Genomic DNA, 11,921 nt, shown 5'->3' with positions numbered 1-11,921 from the left:
TGCCATTTTCTTCAAAATGACATAGGGAATGACAGCGTCCCCGGTTCCGGGATTTGACGTGGTTTAGTGGGTTTCCGCCGGGACGGGTGACACGGCCCGGGCATCGCGCGCCGCCTCGGTCCGCAGCGATCGTTGCGCCATCACAGACCATGCAGCCTCGGCGCGCAAGCATCGATCGCGGACATTGGCCAAGTCGGAGGCCTCGGCCTGATGGCGGCAATCGGCGGCACGCTGCAGATACATTTCGGAGTCACGCATGACGGGGCCTTTCCGACGGAGAAAAACGGGTTGGCAGGGCGATCGCTGAGGCGGGATCGACCTGTCGACCCCGCCCGAACCGCGATCAGTCGACGGGTTGGAGATTGACCGCCGCCATCTTGCCGCGACGATCCTGTTCGAGTTCATAGCCGATGCGCTGGTTCTGCTGCAGCGTGATCATCCCTGCCCGCTCCACGGCGGAGACATGGACGAAGGCGTCGGTGCCGCCATTGTCTGGCGTGATGAAGCCATAGCCCTTGTCGGCGTTGAAGAATTTGACGGTTCCGTTCTGGCTCATGATATTTCCTTCGTTTGACGGGTCTGCCGAAAAGCGGCGGGCCCGAGGGGGCCTCGACAGCAGGGAAAGAAGGAAAAAGGGCCGCAAAGCGCCGAAAACCGTCGATATGCGACTAAAGCGGCTTTAACATGGGGATCAGGCAGCCATTTCGCAACCACCCGTCTCGTGAAGCGGGGGCGCGATCCTTCGATATTCGGCGGCCAGGCCCATAATGTCCTTCATGGTGAAGTTGCCCGGGTCCTCGGCCTTGGCCTCTCGCCAGTCACCGATCTCGGCCATTCGTACCGGCCGCATCGCGACGATGCCGATCCAATGGGCGAGCAGAACGTCGAGTTCGCGAAAGCCGTTGGCGGTGACGCGCGCGCGCACCGTCCGCCCCTTCTCCGTCACGTCGGCAAAGCCGGTGGCCCAGAGCGGCGCGATGCGTTCCTCGACCACGCGAATCCCGTTCATCAATGCGCTATATGCCCGAGCCCGATCCGCGTCGCCGGGGATGGCGAACCGGCTCAACGACGGCCCGCCCGACGCCAGTATCGACGGCGCAGCCAACGGGTGATCAGGCGCGCGATCATGCGGGTAGGCTTTGCGGGGTGGCACGATCTCCGCGATCCCCGGGTTGGGACAGGCTGGTCATCACAAGGCTCCGACGCGACAAGCGGGAGCACGAGGTCTCTCAGCCGCCAGCGCTTGCGAGTGTCAAACCGGCGATGGCCATGGCTACCATGTCGCACGCCGCCCGTCGCGTGGTTTCTGCAGGGGGTTAAGGCCTAACTTCCGGAGACCTGCCGACAATCCTTATCCCATGATATTTTTTCGCGACACCAAATCGCCTAGCGTGCGTTATCCTGCCGAAATCTTTCTGAATTTCACCGACGCGCGCCCCTTGCCGGCGCTGTGTCGTGCGTCGGCATGATAAGATTTTTGCGGATTTGGGTTGAGAGGAACCGGGACATTGGCGGATAACGAAGAGGTTTCGATGTCGCGGCGCGGCGTGATCGTGGGCAGCGCGGCCACGGCCATGGCGGCCTCCGCGCCCCTGGACGCTCAGCAGAGTAGGACCACCATGCCGCCCGATCCCGCCGCCATGAAGGTCATGATGAAGGTGAACGGCAAGCCGCGCAGCCTGTCCGTCGATCCGCGGACGACCTTGCTCGACACGTTGCGCGAACATCTGCACCTGACCGGTACGAAAAAGGGGTGCGACCATGGCCAGTGCGGGGCCTGCACGGTGATCGTCAACGGAGAGAGGATCAATAGCTGCCTCAGCCTGGCGCTCCAGCATGAGGGCGACAGCATCACCACGATCGAGGGGTTGGGAACGCCCGAAAAGCTCCACCCGATGCAGGCCGCCTTTGTCCGCCATGACGGCTATCAGTGCGGCTATTGCACGCCGGGGCAGATCTGCTCGGCGGTCGGGGTGCTCGACGAGATCAAGCGCGGCGTGCCCAGCCATGTCCAGGCCGACCTGACCGCGCGTCCGCAGGCTACGGGGATCGAGATGCGCGAACGGATGAGCGGCAATATCTGCCGCTGCGGCGCCTATTCCAACATCGCCGACGCCATGGCGGACGTCGCGGGAGGCAAGGCATGAAGGCTTTCACCTATGAACGCGCCAAGGACCCGGTGACGGCTGCCCGCGCAGCCACCCGTCCCGGTGCCAAGTTCCTGGCGGGCGGGACCAATCTGCTCGACCTGATGAAGATCGAGGTGGAAACGCCGACCCATCTGATCGACGTGCAGGATCTGGGTCTCGACCGGATCGAGAAGACCAGCGAGGGAGGGCTGCGCATCGGTGCCTTCGTCACGAACACCGCGCTCGCCGCCGACGAGCGTGTTCGGCGCGACTATGGGGTCCTGTCGCGTGCGATCGTCGCGGGAGCAAGCGGTCAGTTGCGCAATAAGGCGACGACCGCGGGTAATCTGCTCCAGCGTACTCGCTGTCCCTATTTCTACGACACCAACATGGCCTGCAACAAGCGCAAGCCGGGCACCGGATGCAGCGCGATCGGCGGCTATTCGCGTCAGCTGGCGGTGGTGGGGTCAAGCACCGACTGTATCGCGACCAACCCCAGCGACATGAATGTCGCGATGCGCGTGCTGGACGCGGTGGTCGAGACGGTGAACCCGCAAGGACAGACGCGCGCGATCCCGATCACCGACTTCCACCGCCTGCCGGGCAACACCCCGCATATCGAAACGGCATTGCAGCCGGGCGAGCTGATCACCGCCGTCACCCTGCCCCGCCCGATCGGCGGCACCCATGTCTATGAGAAGGTCCGCGACCGGGCATCCTATGCCTTCGCGCTCGTATCGGTGGCCGCCGTCGTCCAGAAGGACGGCTCGGGCCGCGTGGCCGTCGGTGGCGTCGCGCACAAGCCGTGGCGGATTGAGGCGGCGGAAGCGGCGATGCCGCAAGGGGCCAAGGCGGTGACGGCTACGCTGCTCGCCGATGCCCGCCCCACCCGGGACAATGCCTATAAGGTGCCGCTCGTCGAACGGACGTTGGCGGCCGTCATCAGCCAGGCGAGGACCGCATGAAGTTCACCGAGCCTGCGGGCACCAATCCTATCGACCGCATGACCGTGGTCGGCCGTGCGACGGACCGCATCGACGGCCCGCGCAAGACCAGCGGGACCGCCCCCTATGCCTATGAGCATCATGCCGAGGCACCCAATGCCGCCTATGGCTGGATCATCGGGTCGGCGATCGCCAAGGGCCGCATCCGCTCGATGAACTTGGACGATGCGCGCGGTGCGCCCGGCGTGCTGGGGATCGTCACCGCTGCCGATGCGGGCAAGCTGGGCAAGGGCAATTTCAACACGGTCAAGCTGCTGGGCGGGCCGGACATCGACCATTACCACCAGGCGGTCGCCATCGTCGTCGCCGAGACCTTCGAGCAAGCGCGCGCCGCCGCCGGGCTGGTTCGGATCGATTATGAGCGTGCCAAGGGCCAATATGATCTGGCCGAAGCGCTGAAGACGGCACCGCTGACCGGCGGTGACAGCGACGAGGGGAGCAAGTCCCCCGCCGCCGATCGGACGGGCAAGTTCGAAAGCGCCTTCGCGTCGGCACCGGTGACGCTCGACGCGACCTATACCACCCCCGATCACAGCCATGCGATGATGGAGCCCTTCGCCTCGATCGCGGCATGGGACGGGGATCGCGTGACGGTATGGACTTCGAACCAGATGATCGCCTGGGGGCGTGGCGACCTGGCCAAGACGCTGGGGCTGCCCAAGGAAAAGGTGCGGCTAATCTCTCCTTATGTCGGCGGCGGATTTGGTGGAAAGCTGTTCCTGCGCGCCGATGCGGTGATGGCGGCGCTGGGCGCCAAGGCGGTCGGACGGCCGGTCAAGGTGGCGATGCAGCGGCCGCTGATGGCGAACAATTCCACCCATCGCCCCGCGACGACGCAGCGTATTCGCATCGGTGCCGCCAAGGACGGCACGATCCAGGCAATCGCGCATGAAAGCGGTTCGGGCGACCAGCCGGGCGGCGGTCCCGAGACGGCGGTGAACCAGACGAAGCTGCTCTATGCCGGGCCGAACCGCCTGACGTCGATGCGCCTTGCGGTCCTGAACCTGCCCGAGGGCAATGCGATGCGCGCGCCGGGCGAAGCACCGGGCATGATGGCGCTGGAAATCGCCATGGACGAGATGGCCGAGAAACTGGCCATGGACCCGGTTGCCTTCCGCGTGAAGAACGACACCCAGGTCGATCCCGAAAAGCCCGAGCGTCGCTTCTCGCAGCGCCAGCTCGTCCGCTGTCTGGAGGAAGGTGCACAGCGCTTCGGCTGGTCGCGGCGCAATCCCCAGCCAGCCCAGGTCCGTGACGGGCGGTGGCTGGTCGGCATGGGCGTCGCCTCGGCCTTCCGCAACCATATGAACATGAAGTCGGCGGCACGGGTCACACTGGGCAAGGATGGCCGGGTCGTGGTCGAAACCGACATGACCGACATCGGCACCGGCAGCTACACGATCATCGCGCAGACCGCCGCCGAGATGATGGGCGTGCCGATGGCCGCGGTCGACGTTCGGCTGGGCGACAGCGCCTATCCGGTCTCGGCAGGCTCGGGCGGCCAGTTCGGTGCGGCCAATGCGACGGCAGGCGTCTATGCCGCGTGCGTCAAGCTGCGCGAGGCGGTCGCCCAGCGGCTGGGCTTCAACTCGGCCGACCTGACCTTTGCGGACGGCCAGGTGACGGGCGGCAATCGCTCGGTGTCATTGCGCGAGGCCGCCGCAGCGGGTGCCCTGTCGGCGGAGGACGGCATCGAGTTCGGCGATCTCGACAAGAGCTATCAGCTATCGACCTTCGGCGCGCATTTCGTCGAGGTCGGGGTGGACGCCTATACCGGCGTGACACGCCTGCGCCGGATGCTCGCAGTGTGTGCGGCGGGTCGTATCCTCAACCCCAAGGCCGCGCGCAGTCAGGTGATCGGCGCGATGACCATGGGGGTCGGCTCGGCGCTGATGGAGGAGCTGGCCGTCGACACGCGCTTCGGCTTCTTCGTCAATCATGACCTTGCCGGATATGAGGTGCCGGTTCACGCCGATATTCCGCATCAAGAGGTGATCTTCTTGGAGGAAGCCGACGACAAGGCCAATCCGATGAAGGCCAAGGGCGTGGGCGAACTCGGGCTGTGCGGTGTCGGTGCGGCAGTCGCCAACGCGGTCTATAACGCGACCGGGGTGCGCATCCGCGATTATCCGCTGACCCTGGAGAAGCATCTGGATCGCCTGCCCGCCATCGCCTGAGGGTGGCGCTTAGGCCCGCATGGCGGCGACCAGATCATGGTGACTGGGCAGGTCGGCGACCGCCCGGTCACCAAAGACGCGCAGCTTGCGGAACAGCCGCTCCGCCGCGTCGTCTCGCGTCGACGGCTCGCCCCCTGCCTCGTCGGCGAAACCCATGCCGTAGAGGATATATTGGTAGTTGAAATAGGCGAAGCTCTCGACATCGAGCGTGAAGTCGAAGCGCCCCGGCGGTCGATAGCGCCATTGCGCCAGCAGATCGAGCAGCCGGTCGGAGATCGAGCCCGGATGGACATTGTCCCGCCAAAAGGGCTCGTCCCGGCGGCTGAGACAGTAATGGAGCTTCAGGAAATCGGTGATGGTCCGATAGCGCGCCGTCATCAGCGCGTTGAACCGCGCGGCGGGCGCATCGATCGGACCACGATGGGGGAATAACTCGGCCAGCATCGCCACCGCCGCCTCGATCAGCACGATGCCGGTCGATTCCAGCGGTTCCAGAAACCCGCCAGCCAGCCCGATCGCCACGCAATTGCCGATCCACGGACGCCGCCGATAGCCGGGCTCGAAGGTCAGGAGGCGTGGCTCGACCATGGCCGGATCGCGCCCCAGATAGGCCGCCAGAGTCCGCAATGCGGTATCGTCGTCCATATGCGCGTCGGAATAGACCGTGCCGATCCCCCGCCCCTGCGCCAGGCCGATGTCCCAGCTCCAGCCTGCCCGATGCGCGGTGGCGACCGTCATGGTCGGCAGGCCGCCCCCTGCCGCCGCCTCGTCATACGGCAGGCGACAGGCGAGCGCGCGATTGGTGAAAAGCTGATCCCGGACCGACACCAGTTCCTCGCCGAGCGCCCCGCCGATCAGTTCGGCCCGCTGTCCCGTGCAATCGACGTAAAGGTCAGCGGCAAGCGAGCCGTGATGGTCGGTGAGGATATGGTCGATCGCCCCCGCCCCGTCACGTGCCGCGCCGATCAACCGTCCGTGCAGATGGCGAACGCCCATAGCCACCGCATGGTCCGCCAACAGCGCGACGAGACGATGCGCATCGAAATGATAGGCATAGCTTAACGGGCCGTCATACGCCCCCTCCCCCGCCTGTTTGGGGCCGCGCCCGGCGGCGGCGACGCGGTGCTGGATCGTCACCGCCTCGGCAAAGGGCACGCGGCCGGACGGCTCCTGGGACAGCCAATGCGCCACCAGATCGACGCCGTCCGCCTGAAAGGGCGGCTCGAACGGATGCCAGTAACGGTGCCGCCGCTCCGGTGTCGGGGCATGGCGCCAGTCGTCGAAGCGGATCCCCTGTTTGAAGGTCGCGCCCGCAGCGCGAATGAAATGCCCCTCGTCGATCCCCAGGAAGCGCAGCGTGTTGCGCATCGTCGGAAAGGCCCCCTCCCCGACGCCGATCGCCCCGATGTCCGGCGCTTCGAGCAGCGTGATCTTAATGTCGGGCCGCCCGCCCAGATAGCGCGCCAGATAGGCGGCGGTCAGCCACCCCGCCGTGCCGCCACCCACGATCAGGATCGAACGATGGCCCCCATCCCCGCTATGCCCGTCCATCCCGGTCACATCCTTACGAACAGGTTGCGGAACCAGGGCGATCCGCCCCGCGTCGCCTGCCGCCAATCCTCTCCGCTATCATCGGGCACGAATCCCCATGGGGAGAAAAGCTTGGGCCGCCCCGCCTTATAGGCCGACACGTTACGCGTGACGAGGGTCAGGCCGTGGACCAGCGCCGTCGCCACCAGCAGCGCATCGCGCATCACTGGATAGCCCAGCCCCGCCGAACGCCGGACCACCGCGACATCGACCGGCAGGATGCGCCCGTCGAACGCAGGCAAAACGCGATCGGCAATCCAGTCGCCGCCCGTCGCGCCCTTCCGCGATGGCGGCGCCACGTCCTGCAGGTCGAGCAGCGTGATCGCCGACAGGAACAATTCCTGGCGCGGAACCCCCGCCGCCCACTCGACCAGACCGGGATCCGCCCCGCCGCCCCGTGCGGCGCGCAGTTCGGCCACGACCATCGCATCCAGCAGATACATCAGCGCGGCCGGTTCCAGTCGCGTCCCGCCACCGCGTGTTCGACGGGGCGCGCATCGGGATCGGCGAGCAGATCGACGATCGTCTCCGTCTGCCCCGCCAATTGGCGAAAGGCACCGATGCCCAGCAGGACATGGGTCGGCTTTCCGCGATCGGTGATGAATACCGGTTCGATTCGCGCGAGCCGCTTGGCGCGGCTGACATCCTGATTGAACTCGCGACTGGTCAGCGTCTTCACCCGCGCCTCCGACCGTCCGGAACGGCCCATTGATATGTAGGTACGTACCTACATTGTAGCATCCAAAACACAATTTGCCATGTGCCGTTCGAAATCCCACATCGCCCCGCAAAATCCCGTTGCAACTTGGTGTGACTTGCCTCGCTATCCGCCGGTCACGCCCACCGATAAGGGCGAGACGGGGGGATCAGCATCGCATGAACGACGCCATCGACAGTTTCTGGCACACCGCTGGCGGCATTTTGTCGCCCCATGGACCCGCGACTGCGGGAGCGGCGGCGACCTATGCGCCCGGCGACTATAGCATTCATTTCTTCCTGCAATTGGCGGTCATCCTGCTCGCCTGTGGGATCGTCGGCTGGTTCGGCCAGCGCTTCCTCGCGCAACCGCCGGTGGTGGGGGAGATGATTGCGGGCGTGATCCTGGGGCCGTCGCTGCTCGGCCTGGCCTTCCCCGATCTGCAGGGCGCGATCTTTCCCAAGGAAACGCGCAATGTCCTTTATGCGGGCGCGCAACTGGGGGTCGCGCTCTACATGTTCCTGGTCGGCCTGACCCTGCGGCTTGACCATTTCGAGTCCAAGGCACGCAGCGCGATGGCGGTATCGGCATCAGGGGTCATCGCGCCGTTCCTGATCGCGGTGGCGATCACGCCCCTGCTGCTGACCGTACCGGGCCTGTTCGCGCCGGGGATCAGCCAGGCCAATGCGACGCTGTTCATGGGCGCCTGTATCGCGCTGACCGCCTTTCCGATGCTGGCGCGGATCATCAACGAGCGGGGGCTGGCCAACAGTCCGCTCGGCACCCTGTCCCTGGCGGCGGGGGCGTTCGACGATGCGGCATCCTGGTGCGTGCTGGCCATAGTGCTGGCGACGTTCGGCGGGGGCAGCGGGGTGGCGATCCTGGCGATCGGCGGTGCGTTTCTCTATGTGGGCTTTCTCGTCCTGTTCGGCCGCCGCCTTCTGGCGCCGCTGGGCCGTGCGGTCGAGGCGCGGGGCGAGATGAGCATGAACGTGCTGGCGATCACACTGATGGCCTTTTGCACTTCCGCCTTCATCATGGACGCGATCGGCGTGCATGGCATTTTCGGCGGTTTCATCCTGGGCGTCTTCATGCCGCGGGGCCTGTTCGTCACCGAGTTGAAGAAGAAGGTCGAACCGCTGGCGGTCGTCCTGCTGCTGCCGATGTTCTTCACCTATTCGGGGCTCAACACGCGGATGGACATGGTCAATTCGGGCACGCTGCTGTTGATCGCGCTGGGCATTCTGGCCGCCTCGATCGCGGCCAAGTTCGGCGCCTGCTATCTGGCGGCGCGCGCCTGCGGCGAAGACAACCGCACCGCCATGGGCATCGGCGCGCTGATGAATTCGCGCGGCCTGATGGAGCTGATCATCATCAATATTGGGCTGCAAAAGGGTATCATCGGCCCGACCCTGTTCTCGATGCTGGTGCTGATGGCGATCGTCACGACGATGATGGCGAGCCCCCTGTTCGAATATGTCTATGGCCGCAAGGCGCGGCTGATGGACGAGATGGAGGCGCTCAAGACCGCCTCCACCTGACGCGGCGGTCTGGGCCGATCGCATCCGGCCCCCTTATGTGAGCGTTACATCCAAATGCCCTGCCCGGCAGACAAGGGCGGCACGGCCCTCGTCCCCCGGCAGAGTAACCCAAAGCAATCCCGTCATTTTTTCATTGTCTAATACGGGATACTAGCCCAGATTGCGCGAACAGCGGAGGCGGACACCGTCCCGTTCGTGTGGCAGGAGACGCCCCACGCCGGAATGGTGTGACGTCGGCTCCTCCATCCAAAAATGATAGCGCTACTATAGGAGGGGTTATGCTGAAACGGATAGGGATCGCTTTGTTGACCTCGGCGAGTCTGGTGGCCGGGGCCTGTGCCGCCCATGCCCAATCGCTGACGGTCACGCCGGCCGAAACGCTGGAGACCCAGGGGCTGACCGTAATGGTCGACCAGAATCACTTCAGCCCGATCTTCTTCGACGAGAAGAATGCCGGCATCCAGATCGTCCTGCACGGCGAACGCATCGCCACCGATTGCGCGGTGCGGCTGAACCCCACACCCGAGCAATGGGACCCCGTTCCCGCCTTTGTCAGCCGGACACGCGGGTCCGAACCCAATCAGGTGATCGTCCGCTCCACCTATAAGGAGCAGGGGCTGAGCTACCGCGTCAAGGTGACGGCGGAGGGCGATGGCTTTCGGATCGCGGTCGACCTGGATCAGCCGCTGCCCGCGGCCCTGGCAGGCAAGGCAGGGTTCAATCTGGACTTCCTGCCGACCAGCTATTTCGGCAAGACCTATCTGATGGACGCGGCCCCCGGGCTGTTCCCGCGCCATGCCACCGGACCGATGGCGAAGAACGGATCGGGCGATCCGATGCCCCTGGCGTCCGGCGGCAAGTCGATCACCCTGTCACCCGAAGACCCGTTGACGCGCTTCACCATCACCTCGGACGCGGGGCCGCTGGAGCTGTATGACGCGCGCAATCGGGCGCAGAATGGCTGGTTCGTCGTCCGCTCGCTGATCGCGCCTGGGGCGAAGGAGAATGCGGTCGTCTGGCATGTCCGTCCCAATGTCGTGAAGGACTGGGTCCGCGCGCCGGTCGTGTCGTTCAACCAGGCGGGCTATACGCCGGGTCGGCCGAAGATCGCGCTGATCGAAACCGATCCGCACGGGACGGCCCCTGCCGAGGCGGAGCTGGTCCGCCTCGCCGCCGATGGCACGCGCCAGTCGGTGCTGCGCGCCGCCGTCAGCCCACGTGGTCGCTGGATGCGGTATAACTATGCCGCGTTCGACTTTTCCAGCGTGCGCGATCCGGGCATCTACGCCATTTCCTATGGCGGGCGGACCACGAACCCCTTCCGCATCGCCGCCGATGCCTATGACCGCATCTGGCAGACCTCGCTCGACACCTTCATCGCCGAACAGATGGATCATGTCGGCATTCGCGAGCAATATCGCGTCTGGTCCGCGCCCTCGCACCTCGACGACGCGCGGCAGGCCCCGCCCAACCATGTCCATTTCGACGGCTACAAAATGGGGCCGAACCTCGATTCCCCCTTCAAGCCCGGTGAGCACATTCCCGGCCTGAACGTCGGCGGCTTTCAGGATGCGGGCGATTACGACATCCAGACGCCGCAAAACGCCGCCGTGGTGCGCGATCTGGTCTGGGGTCGCGAACTCTATGGCCTCGACTGGGACGAGACGAGCGTGGACGAGGCGGCGCGCGCCGTCGAAATCCGCAAGCCCGACGGCAAGCAGGACGCCGTCCAGCAGATTCGCCACGGCGTCCTGCAACTGCTCGCCCAATATAAGGTCTTCGGCCATGCGATCGTCGGCATCATCGATCCGGCCCAGCGGCAATATGCCCATCTGGGCGATGCGGGATCGCAGACCGACAATCTGACCTATGACGCGGCGCTGGGTGGCAGCGAGCGCAAGGGCGGCGCGTCGGGCGCGCAGGACGATCGCTGGGCCTTCACCACCGATCTGCCCGCCAACAATCTGGCGGTCGCGGGGGCGCTGGCCGCGGCCTCACGCTCGCTGGCCGATAGCGATCCGGCCATGGCGGCGGAGGCGTGGGATGCGGCCAAGATACTGTGGAGCCGCCAGCAGAAGGGCAAGATCAAGGCGGGCGATGGCCGCGACGATTCCGGCTCACCCTGGTCGGCGGACGGGGCCAATGTCGGTGCGACGGTCGAGATGCTGATCACCAGCAAGGGCGACCGCGTCTATGCCGATCGCCTGCGCACGCTGATGCCCGTCATATCCAAGAGCTTTGCCTGGGTCGGTGCGTCGGCGGTGCGGGCCATCCCGTTCATGGATGCACGCTACCGCGCCGCGCTGGTGCCGCTGGTCCGCCAGGCCAAGGCGAAGATGGACGCGGAGGTGAGCAAGAACCCCTTCGGCGTTCCCATTGCGGAGGGAAGCTGGGCCGGATCGCATCAGGTGGTCGAGTTCGGATCGACCATGTACCTGATGCACAAGGCGTTTCCAGAGATCATCGGCACCGGCTACACGCTCAACGCGATCGATTACGTGCTGGGCCGACATCCGGCCAACAACCTGTCGCTGGTCTCCACGGTGGGCACCGCGTCCAAGCTGATCGGCTATGGCCATAACCGGGCCGATTATGGCTTCATTCCGGGCGGGCTGGTGCCCGGCGTACTGATCGTCAAGCCGGACTTCCCCGAATTGAAGACCGACTGGCCGTTCCTGTGGTTCGAGAACGAATATACGGTCGCGACCACCTCCGCTTATATCCTCGCCGCCAATGCCGCGATCGAGGCGACGAAGGAAAGTCGCTGATCCCGGACGGGGCGA

General features: G+C 65.5%; 12 protein-coding genes. 5 read left to right on the top strand and 7 right to left on the bottom strand.

Annotated elements, in window-relative coordinates:
• Window positions 1–63: 63 nt before the first annotated feature.
• From ACWPWT_RS14650 to ACWPWT_RS14635, 4 genes are all read right to left on the bottom strand, one after another.
• Window positions 64–258: a hypothetical protein gene (locus tag ACWPWT_RS14650; protein WP_261270426.1), complete on the bottom strand. Its 195-nt coding sequence runs from the start codon at window positions 256–258 to the stop codon at window positions 64–66.
• Between the two features lie 85 nt (window positions 259–343).
• Window positions 344–556: a cold-shock protein gene (locus tag ACWPWT_RS14645; RefSeq protein WP_261270427.1), complete on the bottom strand. Its 213-nt coding sequence runs from the start codon at window positions 554–556 to the stop codon at window positions 344–346.
• Window positions 557–691: 135 nt separating this feature from the next.
• Complete coding sequence (locus tag ACWPWT_RS14640) at window positions 692–1,009, bottom strand: hypothetical protein (protein WP_454280291.1); 318 nt, start codon at window positions 1,007–1,009, stop codon at window positions 692–694.
• A 387-nt stretch (window positions 1,010–1,396) separates the two neighbouring features.
• A complete protein-coding gene (locus ACWPWT_RS14635; protein WP_454281010.1) occupies window positions 1,397–1,576 on the bottom strand; it encodes a hypothetical protein in 180 nt (59 codons plus the stop codon).
• Between ACWPWT_RS14635 and paoA the strand changes: the two genes are divergently transcribed.
• The 3 genes from paoA to paoC are packed head-to-tail and all read left to right on the top strand — an operon-like array spanning window position 1,533 to window position 5,310.
• Window positions 1,533–2,147, top strand: coding sequence for an aldehyde dehydrogenase iron-sulfur subunit PaoA (gene paoA, locus ACWPWT_RS14630; protein WP_454280290.1), 615 nt, complete (start codon window positions 1,533–1,535; stop codon window positions 2,145–2,147). The genes ACWPWT_RS14635 and paoA overlap by 44 nt on opposite strands.
• Window positions 2,144–3,094, top strand: coding sequence for an FAD binding domain-containing protein (locus tag ACWPWT_RS14625; protein WP_454280289.1), 951 nt, complete (start codon window positions 2,144–2,146; stop codon window positions 3,092–3,094). Before paoA ends, ACWPWT_RS14625 begins: the two co-directional genes overlap by 4 nt.
• Window positions 3,091–5,310 (top strand): aldehyde oxidoreductase molybdenum-binding subunit PaoC, encoded by a 2,220-nt coding sequence (paoC, locus tag ACWPWT_RS14620; protein WP_454280288.1) that lies wholly within the window; start codon window positions 3,091–3,093, stop codon window positions 5,308–5,310. Before ACWPWT_RS14625 ends, paoC begins: the two co-directional genes overlap by 4 nt.
• 9 nt (window positions 5,311–5,319) lie before the next feature.
• On the opposite strand, the gene ACWPWT_RS14615 is transcribed toward paoC, so the two are convergent.
• The 3 genes from ACWPWT_RS14615 to ACWPWT_RS14605 are packed head-to-tail and all read right to left on the bottom strand — an operon-like array spanning window position 5,320 to window position 7,579.
• Entirely contained in the window at window positions 5,320–6,861 is a 1,542-nt protein-coding gene (locus ACWPWT_RS14615; RefSeq protein ID WP_454280978.1) for a tryptophan halogenase family protein, read from the bottom strand.
• Between the two features lie 5 nt (window positions 6,862–6,866).
• Complete coding sequence (locus tag ACWPWT_RS14610) at window positions 6,867–7,343, bottom strand: VapC toxin family PIN domain ribonuclease (protein ID WP_454280287.1); 477 nt, start codon at window positions 7,341–7,343, stop codon at window positions 6,867–6,869.
• Window positions 7,343–7,579 (bottom strand): type II toxin-antitoxin system Phd/YefM family antitoxin, encoded by a 237-nt coding sequence (locus ACWPWT_RS14605; protein ID WP_454280286.1) that lies wholly within the window; start codon window positions 7,577–7,579, stop codon window positions 7,343–7,345. Before ACWPWT_RS14605 ends, ACWPWT_RS14610 begins: the two co-directional genes overlap by 1 nt.
• 197 nt (window positions 7,580–7,776) lie before the next feature.
• Between ACWPWT_RS14605 and ACWPWT_RS14600 the strand changes: the two genes are divergently transcribed.
• Both ACWPWT_RS14600 and ACWPWT_RS14595 read left to right on the top strand, forming a co-directional pair.
• Window positions 7,777–9,138, top strand: a complete 1,362-nt coding sequence (locus tag ACWPWT_RS14600; RefSeq protein WP_454280285.1) for a cation:proton antiporter — start codon at window positions 7,777–7,779, stop codon at window positions 9,136–9,138.
• 278 nt (window positions 9,139–9,416) lie between these two features.
• Window positions 9,417–11,906 (top strand): glycoside hydrolase family 9 protein, encoded by a 2,490-nt coding sequence (locus ACWPWT_RS14595; protein WP_454280284.1) that lies wholly within the window; start codon window positions 9,417–9,419, stop codon window positions 11,904–11,906.
• The last annotated feature ends 15 nt before the right edge of the window (window positions 11,907–11,921 follow it).

It is taken from the genome of Sphingomonas sp. Marseille-Q8236 (assembly GCF_965112005.1).
Note: the sequence above shows the minus strand (reverse complement) of the source record. Positions and strands in the feature narration are given on the sequence as shown.